Genomic DNA, 22595 nt, shown 5'->3' with positions numbered 1-22595 from the left:
TTATATTATACGGAAAACTTTCGTTATTTGCAATGTTTAACGCGAAAAACTTTCGTATAATGCTTGACTATTTTTGTAAGACTATGATATCATTACTTACGTAAAACGAAAGTAGGTGAAAACGATGTTAATTAATACTAAACTTCTTAAATCTAAAATGGCATTAAAGGACTTTAATATTAAAACGTTATCGCTGAGATTGGTGTTAATAGAGATACATTATCTAATGTAATACATGGTAAAAATAGACCATCATATTCAGTTATTAACGGTATTTATTTCGCCCTAGAATTGACACCACAAGAGGGAAGAGATATTTTTTTTAGCCAAGACTTACGTAAAACGAAAGTTTAGCTTTATATTTAAAATTCGAGGTGAATAAGGATGAAGTTTCTAATTAAAATAACCTTCCTTATCACAATGGCAGTTGTGACTTGGAAGGTTTCAAAGATTGAAATTACATTCACACCTAACTTGCCTAAATCTTTATCTGAAGCAATTGAAGCATTCAATGCTTTAAATGGTGGCGTTTCTGAACAAACAAGATTGAAATTATTACCAATTATCGATAATCCTAATGATGAGATTAAGAAAATGCATGATGAGCAGAATAAAGTTAGAGAACAAGCTGATAATTCGCATTTTAACGGCCATTTTAGCGACGAAAAGGAAATGACTGATAATAATGCCCAATAATATAGAGTATTGGCTAGAACGCGCCCAGAACGTCATAAACGCCGAATCTCTAGCAGATGCTCAAGCAGCGATTGAATTAGAACGGCTAGTTATACAAATGTATGCTGAGATATCTAAAGAATTGTTAGCATTTTATGCAAAATATGCGCTAGATACTGGATTAAATATTCAAGAAGTTAAGAAAAAAGCTGATGAATTTGATGTTTTAGCTTTTCGTAATAAAGCAAAGCAATATGTTGAAAGAAAAGATTTTAGTGATGAGGCTAATAAAGCATTAAAACTATATAACTTGTCAATGAAAGTATCTAGAGAACAACTTCTTAAGCAACAGTTAGATTTAATCATCAAAAGTTCAGGTAGTGATTTACAAGATAAAATTGAAGAAAAGCTTGTCGAAGCTGTGGATAGAGAAGTAGAAAGGCAAGCACATATATTAGGTGAGCACGTTAAAATTGATGATACTGAAATTAGTGCAGTAGTGAATAGTAACTTTAAAGGGGTTAAGTGGTCAACTCGTTTGTGGAAAGATATGGCTGTTGTTCAAAAAGAAGTTGAGCGTGTCACTAGTAATGTAGTTGTACGTGGCCGACATCCTAATGAATATATATCAGATTTCAAAAAGAAAACAGACGCTACAACCTATAACGCTAAATGTTTATTAATTACTGAATCTGCAAGAGTACAATCAGAATCGCAAAAGCTAACTTATTTAAAAGAATTGGGTCAAGGTGGAGAGTACAAATATGTAGCTAAAATAGATAATAAGACATCTAAAATATGTCACTCATTAAATGGTAAAGTTTTTAAAGTTAAAGATATGGTTCCAGGTATTAATGCACCTCCTATGCACCCATGGTGTAGAAGTACAACAGTACCTCATGTAGGAAACTGGAGGGATAAGTTCTTTAAAGAACGTAAAGGCAAGTATAAAACAAGCAATGGTTCCAATTCTAAAAAACAATCAGGAGCACTGAATGATTTAAATAATCCTTACCACTTAAAAAGAGATAAGCATGCAATAAAATATTATAAATCAGTGCTAAATAGAAATAAAAAAAGAGAAATTGAAATAATATCAAATAATACTGGATATAATCAAAAATTAATAGAAAGAGTTTATGAACATTTATTTGAAAACATCTATGAATTAGGAAATAAAAAAGAGAAATTTTTCCCGGACTTTAATATAGCTTTAAGTTGGCAACGTTTAAGGGAAGGAAAGAATATAAAAGAGCAAGATTTTATATTATTGCGTCATGAAGCGCTTGAACACTATTTGATGAATAAGTATAATTATTCTTATACAGAGGCACATAATTATGTTGAGAAAAAGTATGATTATGCAAGTTATATTAATAAATAAGGTGAGTTCAATGTTAACTTTAAATAAAATAAAAGAAGATGAGAGAATAATTAGTTATGAATATTTGCCACAAGATGATTTAAAAAAGGGGAGAGGCAAAGTAACTTTAAATAAAAAAAATTCAGAGGTTATTGAGTTCATATTATCTAAAGATGAAATAACAAAAGATTATATGATATATAGAAACAAAGCATTTCAAGCGATTAGATATTTTATAAGCAAAAATGAATTTCCTGAAGAATATTTAGTTGCTTGGTATTAAATAGCATCCTTTCTACATAGATAAATAGAAAGTGGTGCTATTTTTATACGATTTTTTAACCTTCTTCGGAAGGTTATTTTTTATGCCCAAACCATGCTTAAGGCGTTAAAAGGTGCAAGTGTTAAGTCCGAACCATGCATGACTTAAAACTAATCAAGAGTAAATATATGAGGTGTAAAATATGCAAACTAAGAAGACCAACATGTTGAAATTAAAGTTACAGTTTTTCGCAGAAGAACCAGAGGACAATGCACAAACATCTGAAGGACAAGAAAAACAAGACACACCGGAAAAAGTTTATTCAGAAGAAGAGTTTAATCAACGATTAAATTCTGAATTACAACGTCGTTTAAAGCAAAAAGAAGATGAAAAAGCAGAAGCAGTCAAAGAAGCTCAAAAGCTAGCTAAAATGAATAAAGATCAACAGTTACAATATGAGAATGAAAAGTTAACTAAGCAACTCGAAGAATATAAAGTAAGAGATGCTAAATCACAGATGAAAGCTGAAGCACGATTGATGTTAAATAAAGAAGGCATCGATGTGACTGAGGAACCTTTATTAGATATGTTAGTTACTTCAAATGCAGAGGACACTAAAAAGAATGTTGAAACTTTTTCTAATCTTTTAAATAAAATGGTTCAATCTAATGTTGAAAAAGCATTGAGACAAAACTCTCCAGTTAACACACAAACCAGTGGAATGACAAAGGAAGATATTATGGCAATTAAAGATGACGTACAACGTCAAAACGCAATTGCGAACAATATCAATTTATTTTCATAAATTAGGAGGTAAAAAGTATGACAGTAGAGACAAATTTATCAAATACAGAAGCTTTAGGTAAAGCGAAGTCTATTGATTTTGCGAATAGACTTGGAGACAATATTAATAAGTTATTAGAAATTTTAGGGGTAACAAACAAATTACCAATGAATATTGGTTCAAACGTTAAAATGTATAAATTTAGTGTAGAAGAACCAAGTAATAAAACAGTGGCTGAGGGCGATGAAATTCCGTTAACAAAAGTTAAACGTACATTGGTTAACACAATTGAATTAACGTTTGACAAATATCGTAAAGCTACACCAGCAGAAGCAATTCAAGCTCATGGTTTTGATATCGCAGTTAATAAAACAGATCATGAACTAATTAGACACGCACAAAAGAAAATTAGAACAGATTTTGCTAGTGCATTAGGTTCTGCTGCAGGTACAGAATTAGATAGTGGCAAACGAGCATTACAAGCTAAGAATTTGCAAGGGGCATTAGCTAAAGGACGTGCTAGATTAACTACTGTGCTTGATGGTGCAGTTACACCAATTGCTTTTGTTAATCCAGATGATACTGCAGAACATATTGCTAATGGTTTAATTGTTTCAAACGGATCATTGTTTGGCATGGGATTATTGAGTGATTATGTTAGTGTTAAAGTGATTGAACTTTCTGATGTTCCGCAAGGCGAGGTTTGGATGACTGTAGCTGAAAACTTAAATGTTGCATATGCAAATCCTAATGGTGAATTAGGACGTGCATTTAACTTTGCAACAGATGAAACTGGATTTGTTGGTGTTTTACATGATATTCAATCTAACCGTTTAACATCAGAAACAGTTTTAATGTCAGCATTAAAATTATTCCCTGAAAATATTGACGCAGTAGTCAAAGTAAAAGTTAAAGATGATAAAGCTACTACAGTTACAACTGGATAAGTTGGTGGCTAAATGAACTTTTTAGAAAATGTAAAAAAGCGAATTGGTATAGAAGACGATAAACAAGATAAACAACTCATTGTGATAATAGACAATGTTAAAAATGAATTATTAGCGATGTTACCTACAATTTAACTTATGTAGTAGATATGAAAAAACAAGATAAAGCGTTAGAGATTATCACAAAGGAGGGAGAAAGCTTTTACTTATATGAAATCAGTCCAGAATGGCAAAAAGACAAAGATTACATTTTAGAATTAATTAAAAATGAAGACCTAAACAGTAAATTCGACAACGAAGAAATTGAAGAACATCAACAATTCGAATATACGCTACAAGATGTTAAAAACGAATTGTAAAAAATAAACCGCGTTCTAAATGAGCGTGGTTTTTGTATGGCACTAAGTAAAATGGATATTGATAAACTGTTAGCACATAAAGACGAAGACAAAGATTAAATTGTAATGACCTATTAATTTTAGTAGGTTGTTTTTTGCGAAGAAATGAAAAAAGTAGGGAAATATATTGCTATTATAACTCATATGAGTTATAATATATATAGGAGGTGAGGGAATGAGACGAAAGGAAAGAATAAAAAAAGAACATCGTGAAGAAATTGAGTACTACCTGAAAATCGCCACTTTCATAATACTACTCATAGAATTTCTTCGTAAGATGTTCTAAGGTAAGCCCCCAAAGGGGGTGCCTTACCTTTTATTATAATGGGGAGTGATATAAATGAAAAGGAAAATAAGACAAAGAATTTCATTTGCTTTAACTATAGGTATTTTAATACTAGTTATTTTATTAATTTTTATATAAAGACTCTCGTCTCATTCCATTTTAATGAACAGCTATAATGAATTATTTCAGACAATAGAAAAATTGATTAATAATAAAAATATATCAGGTTACCAAATAAAGAAAGATACTGGCGTAAGTTATGGTAATATAAACGATATACGTCGTGGAGAACGTGCAATTGAAAACTTAACTTTGGAAACCGCAGAAAAACTCTACAATTACCAAAAGCAACTTGAATCAAAAGAGAATTAAAATTTTGGTCAACACACGGACAAAAAGACTACCCAATTACTTATTTCAAGGCAATTTGGGTAATCCCTCACTCTCCATACAAAATTAAAAATCAGTTTAATTCTGATTAATTAAATTACTCTAGAACGTTGATATATCAGCGTTCTTTTTTATTCGCATTTCCATAAACTTACTCTCAGCTACAAAAAACTACGCATTTAAATAGTTTTCAAGTAATTTATTTTCTACACTTACTAAATCAATCGCTACAATGTCTGATATATAAATTTGGTCAACATCTGTAAACTCTAAGGAATTAAAATCTAAAACTTTTACTTTTATGATATTTTCCTGTACTTCGGTTACACGTCCAATGATTAATTCAATGCTATCTTGCATAACGATTGTTATCATTGAGTTTAAAGTAATTAAATCTTGCAAATCTGAAGATAAATGGAATGTATTTTCAATATTAAATGGATTAAACATGCCATGTTCTTTGCTTTGTAAAATATAATTATCGATTAATTCAAGGTATTTTGAATGATTACAAGTTTCTACAATGTATTCCTTATTCCTTAATTGGTAACTGTCTAGTACACCTTTTTCATCAATAGACTTAAATATAATGAAATTTTCATTTTCTTCAAGGACATATCCTACTGAAAATGTTTCTTCTAAGCCGTTAGTATAAATTTCTACGAGTTCTTTTTTTATCATGAAATTATATCTCCTTTTATCATTAATTTTTTTCAATAAAAGTCCCATAACCAGCGTAGCAAAAAAGTATAAATGCAAAGCGTAAAATTTATAAAAATACTGTGAAAAATAACTAATGTATCCTAGTTGTTAACTTTAAGGTTTATTTAAAAATATAATGCTTCAAATAACCTAAGCACTGTCACTGATAAAATCATACAAAATCGCTATAATAAGAATGTATATGAACATGGAGGTCTATTGAGTTGGAATATTGGTTATCAGAACAGAGTTATATGAATCCAAATAAAATAGCAATTACAGATGGTGTTAAGGCACTCACATTTCGAACATTATATGATAGGGCAAAGGTTATCGCTGAGCATCTTGTTACGCTTAATATCTCAAGGGTAGGTTTATATTTAACCAATTCTATAAACTCAGTCATTTTAATTCATGCATGTTGGATAGCACATATCGAAATTGCTATGATTAATACCCGATTAACACCAAAAGAAATCACAGCTCAAATGCAGTCGATTGACGTTCAATATATAATCACTACTGCTTCTTTAGCATTGAAAGATTTTAATATCATTCCTTTTCAGAGTTTAATTGATAAACGTAATAAAGGATTGATATCTAAATCATTTAACCAACAAGATATCGCATCAATTATGTTTACTTCTGGCACGACTGGACCACAAAAGGCAGTTCCACAAACTTTTAACAATCATTATGCGAGTGCAAAAGGCTGTAAATCAAGTTTAGGTTTTGATTCTACAACGATTTGGCTTTCTGTATTGCCAATTTATCATATATCAGGATTAAGTGTATTACTACGTTCAGTTATAGAAGGTTTCACGGTAAGATTATTGGATAAATTTGATACACAGCGTATGATGCATATCATTAAGAATGAGCACATCACGCATGTTTCTCTTGTTCCTCAAACATTGCAATGGCTTATGGATGCCGGCTTAACACAGCCATATAAGCTTGAAAAAATATTGCTCGGAGGCGCTAAATTATCAGTTGCTTTAATTGATGAAGCGCTAAATTATCAGTTACCAATTTATAATTCGTTTGGCATGACAGAAACGTGCTCTCAATTTTTAACGGCATCACCTGATATGTTAGCTCGTCGTCATGATACGGTTGGTAAACCGAGTAGTAATGTTTCGATAAAGATACATAATCCTAATCGCGATGGGCATGGTGAGTTGTGGCTTAAAGGTAACAATGTGATGGACGGTTATTTATATCCTAAAGGTTTAAAAGACGCATTCGTAGATGGCTATTTTAAAACGGGGGATATTGCGGAGGTTGATAAGGATGGATTTGTCGTGATTTATGATCGTCGCAAAGACTTAATCATTAGTGGTGGTGAAAATATTTATCCTTATGAAATCGAAATGCAAGCTAAACAATTTGATGGCATAAAAGACGCGATGTGTGTGCCTTTATCAGATGAAACATGGGGACAAGTCCCATTATTATATTATATTTCAGAAGACAACATTGATATTGCGTCGTTAGATCGATTTTTAAGAGTGCAACTTGCTGCTTATAAAGTTCCTAAAAAATATGTTGCCGTTCAAACATTGCCTTATACATCTACTGGGAAATTGCAACGTAATAAATTTGAGCTTAAAGGATGAGTATGAATGAAAATTGTAGATATCAATTACTATTTGTATAATCAATCGTTTCGTGTGCCAATAACAAGCCCGAAAGTTCATTTAACAAGTCGTAAAGCACTAATTATTGAAATGATTACTTCACAGGGAAAATCATTTTTTGGTGAATGCAATGCATTTGAATCGGATTGGTATGACTCAGAAACAATTAATAGTGTTCAAAAGGTTATTGAAGCATGGTCGAGTAGTATCAAAAATAAAGAATTTTCGACCTTTGATGCTTGGCTCCCTTATTTAAATCAGCTGAACGCTGCTCCAGCTGCTCGGGCTACAGTGGTAATGGCTGTGTTTCAAATGTACCAAACATTACCAATTATAAATGTGGATTATGGTGCAACTGTGAGCGGGTTAACCGAAGCGCATTTCGTTCAACTTAAAGAGACACAACCAAAACGCATTAAAATAAAATGGTCGAATCATATTTTGAAAGATTTAGCGCATATGAATAAGCAATTGGATTTTGAATATCAGTTGGTAATTGATGCAAATGAATCATTAACTAAAGAAGATTTACCTAAATTAGCACTGGTTAAGCAGTATCATCCTATTTATATCGAAGAACCATTTAAAACAATGGATTTATATAAAAATTATAATCATAATTTATTTCCGCCAGTGGCAATAGATGAAAAGGCTACATCAGTGCAACAAATATTAACGTTATGTCATAGTTATAACATACAAGTGGTCGTAATTAAGCCTTTTAGAATGGGTGGTATTGACCATGTGATTAAGTTAATACACAAGCTACAACGTGATAATATTAGTGTCGTCATTGGTGGAATGTATGAATATGGGTTAAGTCGTTATTTTACAGCTTACTTAGCACAATTTGGAGATTATCCAGGGGATATTACACCTTCTGGATACTATTATGATCATGATCTTGTGTCACAATCAGGTATTCTAAAACAACGACGTATTTCATTTTCTCCTCCCGAGGTTGATACATCACAATTGGTCATGTTTTAATGTTTATGTTGACAGTGCTTGTTATCTTTTTTTAACGGTACTGGATCAAATCCGCCTTTATGAAAAGGATGACATTTTAAAATTCTACGGATACCCATATAAGTTCCTTTGAGTGGTCCATATACCACAATGGCTTCACGTGTGTATTCTGAGCATGTTGGATAAAAACGACATGTCGCTGGTGTCATTGGGGAAATAAAATGTTGATAAACATAAATTAAGCTTAAAAATAATTTTTGTAATAATTTTTTCATTTATAAAAGCCTCCAACCATCTAGCAATAACTTCATTTTAACATATTGAAAGGGGAAGTAATCTATATGCAATTTTTAGATAAAGAAAATAGACGTGTTATCCTCACATATAAAAATGATAAAGATATTGCGAATGGTAACCATGTTTTAGCTATCCCATTTTATAAACAGCAGCTATTATTTACTCAGCATAAAGTAAGAGGAATAGAATTTCCAGGTGGTAAACGGGAAGAAGGAGAAACAAGTATGGAGGCGATTAAACGCGAACTTTTTGAAGAAACAGGCGCCCAATGCCAGAAACTTACGTACATTGCGCAATATGAAGTATTTACTAAGGATAAGACACCTTTTGTCAAAGATGTATATGCAATTGAAGTAAGTCGTATAGATAAAAAAAATGATTATTTAGAAACAGCAGGTCCCATTCTTTATCAAAGACTTAACGATATTCCTGAAAACAAGCGAAGTTATTTAATACAAGATGCAGCTATTCAGCAGTGTTTGGAGAGGGTGAAATTGCTTGGATTATATTCTTTATAAAACCATGCCAATTGAATCATTGACACATGAATTTGCAGAGGTAACCTATGTTGTTGATGGTTTAAAAGTGAAAGCATTACAAATGTTACCTCATAAAACGGTTGAGCGGATTGTTGTGTATCTACGTGGTGGAAAAGGTCAGGTAGGACGTGTGCGTGCAGCAAGATTAATGCAATTTTCATCACCAGAGACATTAGTTATTGGGCCATATTATCGAGGCAATAATGGGAGTGAAGGTAGAGATGAATTTTGCCAAGGTGATTTACATGATGTGACAACACTTGTTCAGCAGTTACATCAATCATATCCTGACGCTTATATTCATATGATTGGTTTTTCACGCGGAGGTCTGCAAGGTTTATTAACGTTTCAAGATTTACCAGTGGACAGTTATATTATTTGGGGGGGTGTTTCAAACGTAAATTTAATGTATGAGGAACGTGTGGATTTGAGAGGAATGTTGCGACGAATGATTGGACATCCTGTTAAAGATGCACAATCCTATAAAAAACGTGATGCGTTAAAGGATATTGATGCAACGAGTCCACCGATACTTATCATTCATGGAGGTCAGGATAAACAAGTCGGTATTCATCAGGCATACGTTTTAGAAGATGCTTTGAAACAACGAGGGACGCAATTTGATACATTTTATCAACTTGCAGAAGGCCATGTACCTCGACCAGTAGCAATGAGATTGGCAATTCAACGTATATTCAATTGGATGAAGGAAATAGAAGAGCTTCAAAAATAAAAAGCTTAGATGCACTACGAATTTTAAATCATAATATGCATCTAAGCTATATTTTTGAGGTTTTTATTTATTAAAGCCGCCACTTTGTGCTATCTCGGCTACTTCTAAACCAAATTTTTCAAAATTATGTTCAAAGCGTTTGATTAAGTCTTGCGCTTGAGTTCTATATTTATCTGAATCATTCCAAGCATTAATCGGTTGAAGAATTGTCTTTGGCACGTCTTCGATTTCTGTCGGAATATAAAGACCAAACATGTCATCTTTTATATATTCTGTATTTTTTAATTGACCTGTGATTGCTTGATTAACCATTTGACGAGTATAGTGGAGGCTAATGCGGCGACCAACGCCATATTTACCGCCTGTCCAGCCGGTGTTTACGAGATAGACATCAACGTTATGTTCATCAATTAACGCACCTAATAAATCAGCATATACGGTCGGATTTAGAGGTAAGAATGGTGCGCCGAAACATGTTGAGAATGACGGTTCAGGTTCGGTAATACCTCGTTCTGTTCCAGCTAATTTTGATGTAAATCCACTCAAAAAATGATACATCGCTTGCGATTTAGTTAATTTAGAGATTGGAGGGAGTACGCCAAATGCATCCGCTGTTAAGAAAATAATCGTATTTGGATGTGCTGCTTTAGATGGTAATACGATATTATCTATATGGTGAATAGGGTAGGCAGCACGTGTATTCTCTGTATATCGATTGTCATCAAAATCTACGCTACCGTCTTCATGTACAACTGTATTTTCAAGAATTGTGCCATATTTAATAGCGTCATATATTTGCGGTTCTTTTTCTTTTGAAAGATTAATTGCTTTTGCATAACAACCGCCTTCAATATTAAAAATACCATTTTTGTTCCAACCGTGTTCATCATCCCCGATTAGTTTTCTATCTGCAGCAGCAGATAAAGTTGTTTTTCCTGTTCCAGATAGACCAAAGAATAACGCAACATCACCTTTAGCACCCACATTAGCTGAGCAATGCATACTCATGATATCTTGCATTGGTAATAAATAATTCATAACAGAGAAAATACCTTTTTTCATTTCTCCGGCATATTCTGTACCGCCAATAAGAATTGTTTTATGCTTAAATGAAATAATGACAAATGTTTCAGATTTAGTGCCATCAATGTCTGGGTCTGCCTTAAAATGAGGTGCAGATACAATTGTAAAATTCGGTTTAATCTTTATAGCTTCATCTTTTGATTCAGGACGAATGAACATATTATGTGCAAATAAATTATGCCATGCTAATTCATTAATAACCGTTAATTTAAGTTGTGTATCTTTATCACTGCCTGCATAACCATTAAAAACATACAATTCGTTACGTTCATCAAGGTAATCTAAAACTTTGTGATATAGGTTTAAAAATGTTTCTTCATCTATAGGTTGATTGACATCGCCCCAGTCAATATTATCTTTATATGAAGGTTCAGTAACGATAAATTTATCTTTTGGTGAACGTCCTGTATATTTACCTGTACTAGCATTGATTGCACCTAATTCAGTCAGTTCTCCTTCGTTATTTTCAAGAATTTTGTTATAAAGCTGCGTCGTTGAAAGCTGAAATAAAGTTGTCTCTTTTTCTAATAAGTGTTTAATTTTTGACGTTTCGCTGTATGTATTAATTGACATACTTTAACCCCTCCAGTGCATAAATATTACATGTGAAAGCCTTTACAATTCAATAGTATAACATAATGAAAGGATTATGCCATAGCTAATACGATGTTGGTATGAAAAATCTAAAATTGACATTAGCTAACGAATTCGGTAGTATAATTCTTAACGGATTCTCTTATCCTGAGTGGCGGAGGGACATGGACCCAATGAAGCCCAGCAACCTCTTTTATAAAGAAAGGTGCCAAACCGTTTGCAGACAAATATGGTCTGAACGATAAGAGCGAATGGACGTCTAGAGCCTTCTCTCTATCTAAATAGTAGAAGGCTCTTTTAATTTGGCTTATACAAGAGAGTTTTCGTAAAATAACTTAAAGGAGTAAACAATGACATATAATAAACGCTTATTTACCTCAGAATCAGTTACTGAAGGACACCCCGACAAAATAGCTGACCAAGTATCCGACGCCATTTTAGATGAAATTTTAAAAGACGACCCTAATGCACGTGTTGCTTGTGAAACAACTGTTACAACAGGTATGGCATTGATTTCTGGTGAAATTTCAACAACAACTTATGTGGACATTCCTAAAGTTGTAAGAGAAACAATTAGAGATATTGGCTATACAAGAGCTAAATATGGATATGATTGCCAAACAATGGCAGTTTTAACTGCTATAGATGAGCAATCACCGGATATTGCACAAGGTGTTGATAAAGCACTTGAATATCGTAATGATATTTCAGAAGAAGAAATAGAAGCAACTGGTGCCGGAGATCAAGGGCTAATGTTTGGTTATGCTACTAATGAAACTGAAACGTATATGCCTTTACCAATATTCTTATCACATCAGCTTGCTAAACGTTTATCAGATGTTCGAAAGGATGGCATTATAGATTATTTACGTCCGGATGGCAAAGTGCAAGTAACTGTTGAATATGATGAAAATGACAAACCATACCGCATCGATACAATTGTGGTATCTTCACAACACGCGCAAGATATAACATTAGAACAAATTCAACAGGATATTAAAAATCATGTTATTTATCCAACGGTACCTGATAATCTTTTAGATGAGGACACTAAGTTCTTTATTAACCCTACAGGGCGTTTTGTTATTGGTGGACCACAAGGTGATGCTGGTTTAACAGGACGAAAAATTATTGTTGATACGTATGGCGGATATGCGCGTCATGGAGGTGGATGCTTCAGTGGTAAGGATCCAACAAAAGTAGATCGGTCTGCCGCTTATGCAGCACGGTATGTAGCTAAGAATATTGTTGCAGCTGGACTTGCAGCCCAATGTGAGGTACAGCTTGCTTATGCCATTGGTGTAGCTGAACCAGTTTCTATTGCCATTGATACGTTTAATACAGGTAAAGTATCTGAAGGTGAGCTTGTCGCTGCAGTTAGAAAACATTTTGATTTAAGACCCGCTGGTATCATTAAAATGTTAGATTTAAAACATCCTATTTATAAACAAACTGCGGCATATGGTCATTTTGGTAGAACAGATGTGTTATTACCTTGGGAAAAATTAGATAAAGTCAATATTTTAAAAGACGCCGTTCAAGCATAATTTAATTTTTAATTACTAAATTTAAGGATAAATATCGAAATAAGACAGATTTTCTATTATAATTATAGTTATTGAATAATTAAAGGAGCGTTGTTTGAATGAATTCATTAGGACCAATGGAAATCGGTTTAATCGTTGCTGTGGTAATAGCACTTATTTGCTTAATCTTATTTTTCGTTGCATTAAGAAATAATAAAAAGATAAAACGACAAACGGTAGACGAATATAAATTAAAAGAAAAGCAAATGCAAGAATCACATGACGAAGCATTAGAAAAAGAAAGAATTGAAAACAAAAAGACAGTTACTAAACAAAAGGAAAATTACGAAGCAACTGTTAATAGCAAAGAGCGAGAAATTGATGCTCTAAAATTATTTTCAAAAAATACGAGTGAATATGTGACGGATATGAGATTAATTGGTATCCGTGAACGTCTTGTCAATGAAAAACGAATCCGACCTGAAGATATGCATATTATGGCTAATATCTTTTTACCTGGTAATGACTTGAATAATATTGAACGCATCAGTCATCTTGTATTAACTCGTACAGGGCTTTATATTATTGATTCCAAGTTATTAAAGGGACATGTGTATAATGGTATAAGTGGTAATCAATTTAATGAATTGCCAATGATGCAACAAGTCTTTTCAACATTGGATTTAAATGCCAAAGCACCGCATACCTTAGTACTAGATCAAAATGATGATCAATCATCGCTATCATTTTTAGATTATTCAGCACAACTTGCACAAATTGAAAAGTTAGCTACTGACTTGCAAACGAAATTAGGATTAACATACACACCTACATCTATTCTTTATTTCAATCCTAAACGTGAAGGTGAAGTAACTATTTCAAATTATGCGCAAACTTCAAGTGCGAAAGTACTTGTCGGTCCAGAGCAACTAAATGAATTTTTCAACAAATTTGTTTTCCATGGTCGAATTCAATACAATGTTGATGATTTGCAAGAAATTATGACAAAAATAGAATCATTTAACTAAAAAATAACTAGCACCTAACTTTCCTTTTATACGAGTTAGGTGCTGTTTTATGCTTAAAATTTACAAGAGTGGGAATAGGTATTAGCGTTATTAATGTAAAAGGGGCTGAATCATTTGAAAACGATAGAATTTTATAATGGACAAGCGATGCCTAAAGTAGGTCTAGGAACATTTCGGATTGAAAATAATAACGAGTGTCAACGAGCAGTCCAATATGCGATTGAACAGGGGTATAGAAGTATAGATACGGCAAAAGTATATGGTAATGAAGAAAAGGTTGGTGCAGGTATAAAAGCAGCAATGACATCAACAGGATTAAGTCGAGAAGATTTATTTATTACATCAAAATTATATTTTGAAGATTTTGGTAGAGAAAACGTTGCACAAGCATACGAACAAAGTTTGAAAAAATTGGGATTAGACTATCTCGATTTATATTTAGTTCATTGGCCCGGCAAAGATGAAGCAGTCATGATTGATACGTGGAAGGGCATGGAAGATTTATATAAAGATAATAAAGTCTATAGTATAGGTGTCAGTAATTTTGACGTAAATCATCTTGAGGCCTTACTTGCACAGGTCTCAATAAAGCCAATGATCAATCAAGTTGAATATCACCCTAAATTTACTCAAAATGAATTAAGAACTTACTTAAAAGCACAGCGCATCCCTATGGAGTCATGGTCTCCTTTACAAAACGGACAAATACTTAATAATCAAACAATTCAACAAATCGCACATGAAGTATCTAAGTCTCCGGCACAGGTTATTATTCGTTGGAATATTCAACATGGTGTAGTCGTGATTCCCAAATCAATCACGTCATCAAGAATCACAGAAAATATCCAAGTGTTTGATTTTGAGTTGAGCGGTGCGCAAATGGCACGTATCGACCAATTAAATCAAGAGAAGCGTATAGGACCAAACCCTCAAGATTTTGCAGGGTAAATTAAAAGGCGTAACAAGAAAGGATTCGGGATATTATGTTTTAGGCTATGAACGATATATTGGCAGTAATTGACTGGATTGAAAATACGCTTATATCAAGCTTGATTCAATCTTAGTCAACTTTGCCAGGGCAGGACTATGGATTTATAATGAATTCTGTTCCGCTCCTTACTCGTTTGTGTCTTTATAATTGATAGCCGAATAAACATAATAGAAAGCCAACGATAAACTGAAGCACAGTATAAAGTACAAATTTAATGACTTTATTTTTTTCTAACAACATTTGAACAAGTTCTAAACTCATAGTAGAAAATGTTGTTAATCCTCCTAAAAATCCTGTGACAACGAATAAAGAGAACCAATGATGTTCATGAGCAATGGATGCAGTATAACCAATTAAAAAACATCCAAGCAAATTTACAAATAACGTTGCGATAGGGAAATCGATCTTTAAATAATGTTTTGATTGCTGAGTAATCCAAGCTCTTGCACATGCACCCACACCGCCGCCTATCATTATAAGGATAAGTGTTATCACGATAACTCACGTCCTAACTTGAGACCTATATAACAGCTTAAAATTCCCAAAATGTAGCTAACAATTCCATAACATAATGCGGTTAAGAAAAGAGATTGTTCAAGCATTGTAATCAATTCAAATTGAAATGTAGAAAATGTTGTAAAAGCACCTAAACATCCAGTTGTGAGTGCTTTTTTCAATTTAGGATGCTTGCTTAGAAATGGCACTGTTAAAGTGAATAATAAGCCCATTAAGAAAGCACCAACTAAATTTGCACTTAATGTACCATATGGAAATGTTGTTGTTGAATTGAATGTTGATAGCAGATAACGACAAGCAGCGCCTATCATTCCACCAATGAAAATATAAAAATATTGCATTGAACATCGATCCTTAATATAGCGTTTAAGTTATGATTTATTCAGTAATTATGATAAATTTTTACCCATTATTTGATAATGCCAAAAGTAGTGATTGAAGCATAAATATGGAAGATGATTACCAATAGAATAATAAAGGGTAATATTTTACTTGCTATACGTATCCAATCACTGTTTTCATTCAAGTGCTTAATCGCTTTATCAGAAAAAATAATGGCTGCAATTAAAATAATTACGTTAACAACACTGCAAGCAATCATTAAATATTTAATAGATGTTATTTGTTGACTTAAATAGGGGTTAAATGTATTAAAATAAAAGCTAATTATTAGTAAAATAATTGAAATATAAAAATATTTTTTTGATTTAGACATGACTGACCTCCTAAGTGACTCATCAGAATATTTTACCATATTTACGCAACAATGAAATAATAATTATCAACTTTGATATATTAAATGACAAATTACCAAACAAAACATTAGCTTGTATAACAACCACATGATATAAATGAATTATATTATTTTTAACTTAAAGTGGCAGTAATAAAATGTGTGTGTCTTAATTTCAAAGATAGACTACAATATTTTTAGCAAGATACCTTAAGTTAATTAGTTGGAGGAATGCATAGTGACACAATTAAATGTACAAGTATTTGCAGATGGTGCAGATATTGAAGAAATGAAAGCAGCATATAAAAATAAACAAGTTGACGGTTTCACAACGAACCCAAGCTTAATGGCTAAAGCCGGCGTTACGGATTATAAAGCATTTGCAGAGGAAGCTGTAAAAGAGATACCAGATGCTTCAATATCATTTGAAGTATTTGCTGATGATATAGAGACAATGGAAAAAGAAGCCGAAATTTTAAAACAATATGGGGAAAATGTTTTTGTTAAAATCCCAGTTGTTAACACAAAAGGTGAGTCAATGATTCCGCTCATTAAAAAATTATCTGCAGACAATGTTAGATTAAACGTTACAGCAGTTTATACAATTGAACAGGTTAAAGAAATTACAGAAGCAGTTACAGAGGGTGTACCAACATATGTTTCAGTATTTGCTGGAAGAATTGCTGACACTGGTGTAGATCCATTACCATTAATGAAAGAAGCAGTCACAGTTACGCATAGTAAAGCAGGTGTTAAATTATTATGGGCTAGCTGTCGCGAATTATATAATGTTATCCAAGCAGATGAGGTTGGCGCAGATATCATTACGTGCCCAGCAGATGTCGTTAAGAAGGTTAATAATAATTTAGGTCGAGACATTAATGGTTTATCAGTAGATACGGTTAAGGGATTTGCTAAAGATATCCAAAGTTCAGGCTTATCTATTTTGTAACTCAAATATTTACCCCCAGCAATTAATTTATTGTTGGGGGTTTTATATGTCCAAAGATAAACTTGCAGACATTGTTTAAATCTTATAGTATTAGCTTTATTGATATATTAAATGAATAGGAGGGATGTAGATGAATGAAAGTCAATTTGTAGCTAAAATAAAAAAGCAACTGTGGTTTTTAAATAATAATGAGCAAATACAATTAGAACGATATTTAAATCATTTGATTGATAACAATGACGAAAAAATATTGCAGCGTCCCATTTATTATGCAAATCAGTTTTTAAAAAATTATGTTTTCAAAGAGAAAAATCAAACACACAGTTCTTTAGTATTATTACTGTTTTTAATTATCGTCTTGTATGTTGTTTTTATGGGATTATTTTTATTTGGATTCATTACGAGTTTAACTGCAGTAAATTATTTTATTAATCCACAAGTAAAAGTAGCCACGTGGAGTGTTATTTTAATCTTAATAGGTGCGATCTTATTAATCATTATCAGTCTTTGGTTAATTAAAAAAATAACAGCATATGCGACAAAGAAGCTACTTGAATATAAATTTAATCAATCGCGTAGTTAAGTGGTATAAGATGTGATAGTAATAAACTTTCTTTCCATTTGTTATAAATAAGTGTATATGGGGCATCGATAATTAATTGGATTTGTTGTTCAAAAACGATGATGATATGGTTGTTAATTGCATGCATGGCGACAATATGTTTAGCATTAATGTAACATTGAATTGGAGAACGTTGGGGTCTAATAGGAAATAGTATGGTCTGTTGGTTTACATAAATAGGCACTAATTTATTGATGTGTAATAAACGCTTGGCAACCTTTATTTGTAAAGGCAAATATCTACCATAAAATTCAAGATAATGATATAGTACTTGCTTCATTGATTTAGGTATTATTTCAGTGTGTTCTAAATATTTACATTCTGTAGCTATTTTATTGCTAGTACAAGTTTTTAAGTAGAGTAATTGATCCAGTTTAGTTACATTCATGGTGTGCTGACTCCTTTATGTGAAGAAGCGCTGAAGCTTTTGTCTGGCATTGCGTTTGTAATTTTTTACTGAGGATAATGAGACGTGCATATGTTGGGCAATTTCATATTGCTTGTATCCACTTATCTGTAAGATGAGCCATTGCTGTTCTTGACGTGTTAAGTGTTTCCATGCCTCTTCCATAATAAGATTGAAGTCATTGAGGATATAATTAGGTAGCTTTGATGAGCTTGGATTTAATATACTTATTTCTACGGATTGTTTAGGCTGTTCTTTTCTAAATAAATCAATTAAATAATAATTTAGTCGGAAGATAATAAAAGTTGAAAAATTTGGATTTAAAGAGGCATTATATTGGCTTGTGAGTTGCCATAATCGTATGAGCATGAGTTGGTAATACTCATCATAATTATAACGAATATGATATTTATTTAACAAATAATGAATATATTTATTAAATTGATGATATACATTGTTAAATAACATTAGCTGCTCCGTTTCTTATGCGCATAATGAAATTTATCCGGATATTCATAGCTTATGCTAAAAATTGAAAAATATCATTTGCTTAATTACGCTATAAGGTGTTAAATATAGGGCATAGGTATATTTTAAAAATAAGTTATTGACTAAAACATCAACAAACTTCAGCATATAACAAATTTGACGCTAAGGAGGTATATATGGATTACGCACACTTAAATCTTGAACACTTTTTTGCACGAAATGATGACTTGGATATTATTAAAGATCGCTCAGATTTTGTAATGATTAATAATTTTACAAATGAAATGATGTATCGAGATGGTGAAGTAGAGGGTACTATCGATTTAAATCAATATTATTATAAGAATCGCTCTCAAGCAGCAAGTTTCATTATGATGGAATACAAAAATCATCGTGAATAAAAATGTGAAAGTTAAATGGTTAGGGCAAATTTATACAGGACGATTTGTCTAACCATTTTATTTTGCAGTTTTATTACTATTCATTTATGAATATGTAACAAAGCTTATATAAAATTGTGAAAGCAATATAATAATGTTAAACTTTATTATCATAAACACATAATGCATAAGTTTTACAACATTGACCTAAGAGGTGTGAATATGGCAAAGCACAAAAGAGGCTCTATTATCGGGTTGTTTGGATTACTAATACTATTAGTAATTGTTGGGATAATCTTCTTTTCAATGATTTCAGATCAAATTTTATTTAAAGAAGTTAAACAAGTTGAAAAGGTTGAAAATTTAGATGTAACACTCGATAAAGCTTCTAAGAAACAAATAGATAATTATACAAGCCAGCAAGTTTCTAATAAAAGCAATAATGCTTGGAGAGATGCTTCTGCTACTGAAATTAAAACAGCAATGGATAGCAGTAAATTTATTGAAGATAACAAACAGAAATATCAATTTTTAGATTTATCGAAATATCAAGGTATTGATAAAAATAGAATTAAACGTATGTTGTTTGATAGAGAAACATTGTTAAAACATACGGATGATTTTTTAGAAGCGGCTAAAGATAATCATGTTAATGAAGTTTACCTTATATCACATGCTTTACTTGAAACAGGTGCTTCTAAGAGTCAATTAGCCAATGGCGTGGAAATCGATGGTAAGAAATATTATAATTTTTATGGTGTTGGTGCTTTAGATGAAGATCCAATTAAAACAGGTGCACAATACGCTAAAAAGCATGGTTGGGATACGCCAGAAAAAGCAATACGTGGCGGTGCAGAATTCATTCACAAACATTTCTTATCACATGATGATCAAAATACATTGTACAGCATGAGATGGAATCCTAAGAACCCTGGCGAACATCAGTATGCGACAGATATTAAATGGGCTGAAAGCAATGCAACGATTATCGCTGACTTTTATCAAGAAATGAAAACAGAAGGAAAATATTTCAAATGGTATGTCTATAAAGATGATGACAAACATAAAGCGAATTAAGAAAATAAATTGAGATAAAATATATCTCTGAATAAAATGACAATTTCTACATGATTTTAATAGAAATTGTCATTTTTATTTTGTTATTTATGTTCTTGACTCCTCAAGATATTTAGTGGAGCTTTTATTTTTTATAAAACGATTTATTCAGCTTTATTTTTACGATTAATCCAAGCAAATAACACAACAGTAACTAAAATGATTTTTGCTATAACTTTCATAGTTAAAACACCTCATTTAATATATTTTTCATTTATAAAAGTTAAATAATGACTTTACTTAAATAACGCGAAGTTATTTTTATTTTAGTTCTAAATACTTATTGATACAATAAAGAAGTATCTAGTAGAAAGAAACAGATAATTAAAAAGGGTGAAGAAATCATGCGTGTAGCGATAATTGGAATGGGAACAGCTGGTGTAAGTGTGCTAAGACAACTTGTTAAACACGAAAACTTTTCAACTTTAACTGTAGATGTCTACGATAATAAAATCAACATGGGTCACGGGGTACCTTTTCAAAATGATAGTGATGAACTATTAATTAATTTACCATCCAAGAAGATGAGTTTAAATTTAGAAGATGATTTAGAATTTTGGCATTGGTATCAGCAGCAAAATATTTTTTCTTATGAGAACCCTAAATATTTACCAAGATTTATTTTTGGCCACTATATGAAATCCTATTTGTTACATTTTGATAAAATTTTTGATAATTTAACATTGATTCATGACGAAGTTAAAGAAATATTTACTAACTCAAATGTTGATGAAACAGCTTTAAAATATTATGTTTGTACTTCTGATGATATGAATGATTGGAAGGAGTATGATTATATCTTTTTGACTATTGGGACATTAAGCTATCACGATCCATACCAGTTAAAAGGAATTCCAGGATATATCCAATCGCCATATCCAACATATAACACTTTGGATGAAGTGAAAGAGACAGATCGTATTGCTATTATAGGTACAGGGTTAGCTAGCTTAGATGTGGTTAGATATGTAGCAACACATCATAAGCATCTTCCAATCATTATGACGAGTCGCTCGGCGCAATTGCCAAGTGTGCGTGGAAATATGCAAGAAATAACATTTCGTTATTTAACAAAACAAACTTTTAATAGTATCAAGGCAGTTAATTATGGAAACGTACCACTAGATACTTTAGTTAAGCTTTTCTATAAGGAATGTGAAGAATGGAATATTGAATTAGATACGTTAATAAATAGACGTTCAGGAAATCATATTGATGATTTGCAATATGACTTAGATCATTCACAAGAGCTCGGTGTATTTCAAGGATTGATAGAACATCTAAAAGAGAATTTAAACTGGATATACAATAGTTTGAGTAGCTCAGATCAACAGTTGTTCGATAAGAAATATACTAAAGTGATTCAACTTAATTCTAATCCAATGCCGCCTAGAACAGCTAAATTACTTATTGAGTTAATGCAGAATGGCTCTTTAATTATAAAACGTGGTCTAGAGAATATTACGCATGATGGACAATTATTTAATCTAACATTTAAAGACACATCTTCGTGTGATGACTTTAACATTATTATTAATGCAACAGGTGCTAAAACACATTTAGCAGAGTTAGACGAGGATGATCAATTAGTCATTAACCTAGAGAATCGTCGTATTGTACAAGCACATCCTATGGGTGGTATTCAAATTGTGCCAGAAACAAATCAAATTATTAGTCCAAGATATGGGACGTTGACTAACGCTGTCGCTATAGGTCAGCTTACCAATGGTGTAAATAAATTAAGAAATGGTGTTAAGATGATTGTTTCACAAGTAGTTAATGCAGTGGATCATTTATATGAACATCAATCACGGTTAAGTCGCGACAATATTTCTAAAAAATAGTAATTAAAGAAATTAAATTGCTTTCATTGTAAAGTTTATTAAAATTTAGTAAGATAAACTCATAGTGTTTTAGTAACACTTAAAGTAGAATTATCAACTTCATAATACGTTCTTTCGGGGCAGGGTGAAATTCCCAACCGGCAGTGATTAAGCCTGCGACCTGCTTGTGATGCACAAGTGGCTGATTCAGTGAGATTCTGAAGCCGACAGTATAGTCTGGATGGGAGAAAGAATACAATCGACGTTAACATAAACGATTACGTTTAATGTTTGTTAAGCATGCACAGAAATTATTGTGTAGGCTTGTTCAAATGTCATTATATCAATCTC

The 22595-nt window shown here is 32.1% G+C and carries 27 protein-coding genes, 1 pseudogene and 2 riboswitches; of the genes and pseudogenes, 20 read left to right on the top strand and 8 right to left on the bottom strand.

Annotation, left to right across the window (positions count from 1 at the left end; genetic code table 11):
• Positions 1–444: 444 nt before the first annotated feature.
• From HMPREF3267_RS04600 to HMPREF3267_RS12725, 8 genes and pseudogenes are all read left to right on the top strand, one after another.
• Positions 445–696 (top strand): annotated as a pseudogene (locus tag HMPREF3267_RS04600) (phage portal protein); the annotation flags it as partial.
• Positions 686–2059: a minor capsid protein gene (locus HMPREF3267_RS04595; RefSeq protein WP_062077788.1), complete on the top strand. Its 1374-nt coding sequence runs from the start codon at positions 686–688 to the stop codon at positions 2057–2059. The pseudogene HMPREF3267_RS04600 and the gene HMPREF3267_RS04595, both read left to right, overlap by 11 nt.
• A 10-nt stretch (positions 2060–2069) precedes the next feature.
• Positions 2070–2321, top strand: coding sequence for a hypothetical protein (locus tag HMPREF3267_RS04590; RefSeq protein ID WP_062078783.1), 252 nt, complete (start codon positions 2070–2072; stop codon positions 2319–2321).
• A 181-nt stretch (positions 2322–2502) separates the two neighbouring features.
• A complete protein-coding gene (locus tag HMPREF3267_RS04585) occupies positions 2503–3105 on the top strand; it encodes a DUF4355 domain-containing protein (protein WP_081095641.1) in 603 nt (200 codons plus the stop codon).
• Positions 3106–3122: 17 nt separating this feature from the next.
• A complete protein-coding gene (locus tag HMPREF3267_RS04580; protein ID WP_062077786.1) occupies positions 3123–4031 on the top strand; it encodes a hypothetical protein in 909 nt (302 codons plus the stop codon).
• A 12-nt stretch (positions 4032–4043) separates the two neighbouring features.
• On the top strand, positions 4044–4166 hold the full coding sequence (locus HMPREF3267_RS04575) for a phage head-tail connector protein (protein WP_081095640.1): 123 nt from the start codon (positions 4044–4046) through the stop codon (positions 4164–4166).
• A gap of 14 nt (positions 4167–4180) precedes the next feature.
• Positions 4181–4390 (top strand): hypothetical protein, encoded by a 210-nt coding sequence (locus tag HMPREF3267_RS04570; RefSeq protein ID WP_062077784.1) that lies wholly within the window; start codon positions 4181–4183, stop codon positions 4388–4390.
• A 487-nt stretch (positions 4391–4877) separates the two neighbouring features.
• Positions 4878–5087 (top strand): helix-turn-helix domain-containing protein, encoded by a 210-nt coding sequence (locus HMPREF3267_RS12725; protein WP_062077782.1) that lies wholly within the window; start codon positions 4878–4880, stop codon positions 5085–5087.
• Between the two features lie 189 nt (positions 5088–5276).
• Here HMPREF3267_RS12725 and HMPREF3267_RS04560 read toward each other — a convergent pair whose 3' ends face one another.
• Positions 5277–5786, bottom strand: a complete 510-nt coding sequence (locus HMPREF3267_RS04560; RefSeq protein ID WP_230453893.1) for a hypothetical protein — start codon at positions 5784–5786, stop codon at positions 5277–5279.
• A 245-nt stretch (positions 5787–6031) separates the two neighbouring features.
• On the opposite strand from HMPREF3267_RS04560, the gene menE reads away from it, so the two are divergent.
• Both menE and menC read left to right on the top strand, forming a co-directional pair.
• Complete coding sequence (gene menE / locus HMPREF3267_RS04555) at positions 6032–7426, top strand: o-succinylbenzoate--CoA ligase (RefSeq protein ID WP_002458784.1); 1395 nt, start codon at positions 6032–6034, stop codon at positions 7424–7426.
• 6 nt (positions 7427–7432) lie between these two features.
• Positions 7433–8437, top strand: a complete 1005-nt coding sequence (gene menC / locus HMPREF3267_RS04550; protein WP_070823844.1) for an o-succinylbenzoate synthase — start codon at positions 7433–7435, stop codon at positions 8435–8437.
• On the opposite strand, the gene yidD is transcribed toward menC, so the two are convergent.
• Positions 8434–8691 (bottom strand): membrane protein insertion efficiency factor YidD, encoded by a 258-nt coding sequence (yidD, locus tag HMPREF3267_RS04545; RefSeq protein ID WP_002458786.1) that lies wholly within the window; start codon positions 8689–8691, stop codon positions 8434–8436. The two genes, menC and yidD, sit on opposite strands and share 4 nt — an antisense overlap.
• A 66-nt stretch (positions 8692–8757) precedes the next feature.
• Between yidD and ytkD the strand changes: the two genes are divergently transcribed.
• Positions 8758–9231 (top strand): RNA deprotection pyrophosphohydrolase, encoded by a 474-nt coding sequence (gene ytkD, locus HMPREF3267_RS04540; protein ID WP_002458787.1) that lies wholly within the window; start codon positions 8758–8760, stop codon positions 9229–9231.
• Complete coding sequence (locus HMPREF3267_RS04535; protein ID WP_002492634.1) at positions 9212–9985, top strand: alpha/beta hydrolase family protein; 774 nt, start codon at positions 9212–9214, stop codon at positions 9983–9985. Before ytkD ends, HMPREF3267_RS04535 begins: the two co-directional genes overlap by 20 nt.
• A gap of 63 nt (positions 9986–10048) precedes the next feature.
• On the opposite strand, the gene pckA is transcribed toward HMPREF3267_RS04535, so the two are convergent.
• A complete protein-coding gene (pckA, locus tag HMPREF3267_RS04530) occupies positions 10049–11641 on the bottom strand; it encodes a phosphoenolpyruvate carboxykinase (ATP) (protein WP_062077776.1) in 1593 nt (530 codons plus the stop codon).
• A 160-nt stretch (positions 11642–11801) separates the two neighbouring features.
• A riboswitch (SAM riboswitch) is annotated at positions 11802–11910 on the top strand.
• 102 nt (positions 11911–12012) lie between these two features.
• Between pckA and metK the strand changes: the two genes are divergently transcribed.
• The 3 genes from metK (at position 12013) to HMPREF3267_RS04515 (ending at position 15164) form a co-directional block, all read left to right on the top strand.
• Entirely contained in the window at positions 12013–13209 is a 1197-nt protein-coding gene (gene metK, locus HMPREF3267_RS04525; RefSeq protein WP_002458790.1) for a methionine adenosyltransferase, read from the top strand.
• A 98-nt stretch (positions 13210–13307) separates the two neighbouring features.
• Positions 13308–14216, top strand: coding sequence for a nuclease-related domain-containing protein (locus HMPREF3267_RS04520; protein ID WP_002458791.1), 909 nt, complete (start codon positions 13308–13310; stop codon positions 14214–14216).
• Between the two features lie 147 nt (positions 14217–14363).
• Positions 14364–15164 (top strand): aldo/keto reductase, encoded by an 801-nt coding sequence (locus HMPREF3267_RS04515; RefSeq protein WP_216640710.1) that lies wholly within the window; start codon positions 14364–14366, stop codon positions 15162–15164.
• 184 nt (positions 15165–15348) lie between these two features.
• Here HMPREF3267_RS04515 and crcB (HMPREF3267_RS04510) read toward each other — a convergent pair whose 3' ends face one another.
• The 3 genes from crcB (HMPREF3267_RS04510) to HMPREF3267_RS04500 all read right to left on the bottom strand — a co-directional run bounded on the left by crcB (HMPREF3267_RS04510) (position 15349) and on the right by HMPREF3267_RS04500 (position 16438).
• Positions 15349–15702 carry a fluoride efflux transporter CrcB gene (crcB, locus tag HMPREF3267_RS04510; protein ID WP_062077772.1) on the bottom strand — a complete coding sequence of 118 codons (354 nt, stop codon included), beginning with the start codon at positions 15700–15702 and terminating at the stop codon, positions 15349–15351.
• A complete protein-coding gene (gene crcB, locus HMPREF3267_RS04505) occupies positions 15699–16064 on the bottom strand; it encodes a fluoride efflux transporter CrcB (RefSeq protein WP_002478002.1) in 366 nt (121 codons plus the stop codon). The genes crcB (HMPREF3267_RS04510) and crcB (HMPREF3267_RS04505) overlap by 4 nt, the downstream gene beginning before the upstream one ends.
• A gap of 68 nt (positions 16065–16132) precedes the next feature.
• Positions 16133–16438 carry a hypothetical protein gene (locus tag HMPREF3267_RS04500; RefSeq protein ID WP_002478003.1) on the bottom strand — a complete coding sequence of 102 codons (306 nt, stop codon included), beginning with the start codon at positions 16436–16438 and terminating at the stop codon, positions 16133–16135.
• Positions 16439–16694: 256 nt separating this feature from the next.
• Here HMPREF3267_RS04500 and HMPREF3267_RS04495 point away from each other — a divergent pair, with 256 nt between their 5' ends.
• Positions 16695–17408, top strand: a complete 714-nt coding sequence (locus HMPREF3267_RS04495; protein ID WP_002458796.1) for a transaldolase — start codon at positions 16695–16697, stop codon at positions 17406–17408.
• A 130-nt stretch (positions 17409–17538) separates the two neighbouring features.
• The gene (locus HMPREF3267_RS04490; RefSeq protein WP_002458797.1) at positions 17539–17991 is read left to right on the top strand and encodes a hypothetical protein; all 453 of its coding nucleotides are present in this window, start codon (positions 17539–17541) and stop codon (positions 17989–17991) included.
• Here the strand turns inward: HMPREF3267_RS04490 and HMPREF3267_RS04485 are convergent.
• On the bottom strand, positions 17972–18418 hold the full coding sequence (locus tag HMPREF3267_RS04485) for a competence protein ComK (RefSeq protein ID WP_002458798.1): 447 nt from the start codon (positions 18416–18418) through the stop codon (positions 17972–17974). The two genes, HMPREF3267_RS04490 and HMPREF3267_RS04485, sit on opposite strands and share 20 nt — an antisense overlap.
• A gap of 15 nt (positions 18419–18433) precedes the next feature.
• Positions 18434–18904: a sigma-70 family RNA polymerase sigma factor gene (locus HMPREF3267_RS04480; protein WP_037545532.1), complete on the bottom strand. Its 471-nt coding sequence runs from the start codon at positions 18902–18904 to the stop codon at positions 18434–18436.
• Between the two features lie 197 nt (positions 18905–19101).
• Here HMPREF3267_RS04480 and HMPREF3267_RS04475 point away from each other — a divergent pair, with 197 nt between their 5' ends.
• From HMPREF3267_RS04475 to HMPREF3267_RS04465, 3 genes are all read left to right on the top strand, one after another.
• Positions 19102–19326, top strand: a complete 225-nt coding sequence (locus HMPREF3267_RS04475) for a hypothetical protein (RefSeq protein ID WP_002458800.1) — start codon at positions 19102–19104, stop codon at positions 19324–19326.
• A gap of 201 nt (positions 19327–19527) precedes the next feature.
• The gene (locus tag HMPREF3267_RS04470) at positions 19528–20382 is read left to right on the top strand and encodes a peptidoglycan release complex glucosaminidase SagB (protein WP_002458801.1); all 855 of its coding nucleotides are present in this window, start codon (positions 19528–19530) and stop codon (positions 20380–20382) included.
• A gap of 383 nt (positions 20383–20765) precedes the next feature.
• Positions 20766–22265 (top strand): FAD/NAD(P)-binding protein, encoded by a 1500-nt coding sequence (locus HMPREF3267_RS04465; protein ID WP_062077770.1) that lies wholly within the window; start codon positions 20766–20768, stop codon positions 22263–22265.
• Between the two features lie 106 nt (positions 22266–22371).
• A riboswitch (FMN riboswitch) is annotated at positions 22372–22501 on the top strand.
• Positions 22502–22595: the final 94 nt, after the last annotated feature.

This window comes from Staphylococcus sp. HMSC62D11 (genome assembly GCF_001839145.1).
GTDB lineage: Bacteria > Bacillota > Bacilli > Staphylococcales > Staphylococcaceae > Staphylococcus > Staphylococcus lugdunensis.
This window is presented reverse-complemented; position numbering and strand designations above follow the sequence as displayed.

Bases quoted from the DNA above. Each gene is read 5' to 3' on its own strand.
- HMPREF3267_RS04500 (WP_002478003.1), bottom strand. From the start codon at position 16,438: ATGTCTAAATCAAAAAAATATTTTTATATTTCAATTATTTTACTAATA.
- HMPREF3267_RS04490 (WP_002458797.1), top strand. From the start codon at position 17,539: ATGAATGAAAGTCAATTTGTAGCTAAAATAAAAAAGCAACTGTGGTTT.
- HMPREF3267_RS04585 (WP_081095641.1), top strand. From the start codon at position 2,503: ATGCAAACTAAGAAGACCAACATGTTGAAATTAAAGTTACAGTTTTTC.
- HMPREF3267_RS04590 (WP_062078783.1), top strand. From the start codon at position 2,070: ATGTTAACTTTAAATAAAATAAAAGAAGATGAGAGAATAATTAGTTAT.
- HMPREF3267_RS04595 (WP_062077788.1), top strand. From the start codon at position 686: ATGCCCAATAATATAGAGTATTGGCTAGAACGCGCCCAGAACGTCATA.
- crcB (WP_002478002.1), bottom strand. From the start codon at position 16,064: ATGCAATATTTTTATATTTTCATTGGTGGAATGATAGGCGCTGCTTGT.
- pckA (WP_062077776.1), bottom strand. From the start codon at position 11,641: ATGTCAATTAATACATACAGCGAAACGTCAAAAATTAAACACTTATTA.
- HMPREF3267_RS04485 (WP_002458798.1), bottom strand. From the start codon at position 18,418: ATGAATGTAACTAAACTGGATCAATTACTCTACTTAAAAACTTGTACT.
- yidD (WP_002458786.1), bottom strand. From the start codon at position 8,691: ATGAAAAAATTATTACAAAAATTATTTTTAAGCTTAATTTATGTTTAT.
- HMPREF3267_RS04465 (WP_062077770.1), top strand. From the start codon at position 20,766: ATGCGTGTAGCGATAATTGGAATGGGAACAGCTGGTGTAAGTGTGCTA.
- HMPREF3267_RS04575 (WP_081095640.1), top strand. From the start codon at position 4,044: ATGAACTTTTTAGAAAATGTAAAAAAGCGAATTGGTATAGAAGACGAT.
- HMPREF3267_RS12725 (WP_062077782.1), top strand. From the start codon at position 4,878: ATGAACAGCTATAATGAATTATTTCAGACAATAGAAAAATTGATTAAT.
- HMPREF3267_RS04470 (WP_002458801.1), top strand. From the start codon at position 19,528: ATGGCAAAGCACAAAAGAGGCTCTATTATCGGGTTGTTTGGATTACTA.
- HMPREF3267_RS04520 (WP_002458791.1), top strand. From the start codon at position 13,308: ATGAATTCATTAGGACCAATGGAAATCGGTTTAATCGTTGCTGTGGTA.
- metK (WP_002458790.1), top strand. From the start codon at position 12,013: ATGACATATAATAAACGCTTATTTACCTCAGAATCAGTTACTGAAGGA.
- HMPREF3267_RS04480 (WP_037545532.1), bottom strand. From the start codon at position 18,904: ATGTTATTTAACAATGTATATCATCAATTTAATAAATATATTCATTAT.
- ytkD (WP_002458787.1), top strand. From the start codon at position 8,758: ATGCAATTTTTAGATAAAGAAAATAGACGTGTTATCCTCACATATAAA.
- HMPREF3267_RS04475 (WP_002458800.1), top strand. From the start codon at position 19,102: ATGGATTACGCACACTTAAATCTTGAACACTTTTTTGCACGAAATGAT.
- HMPREF3267_RS04515 (WP_216640710.1), top strand. From the start codon at position 14,364: ATGCCTAAAGTAGGTCTAGGAACATTTCGGATTGAAAATAATAACGAG.
- menC (WP_070823844.1), top strand. From the start codon at position 7,433: ATGAAAATTGTAGATATCAATTACTATTTGTATAATCAATCGTTTCGT.
- HMPREF3267_RS04570 (WP_062077784.1), top strand. From the start codon at position 4,181: ATGAAAAAACAAGATAAAGCGTTAGAGATTATCACAAAGGAGGGAGAA.
- HMPREF3267_RS04560 (WP_230453893.1), bottom strand. From the start codon at position 5,786: ATGATAAAAAAAGAACTCGTAGAAATTTATACTAACGGCTTAGAAGAA.
- HMPREF3267_RS04580 (WP_062077786.1), top strand. From the start codon at position 3,123: ATGACAGTAGAGACAAATTTATCAAATACAGAAGCTTTAGGTAAAGCG.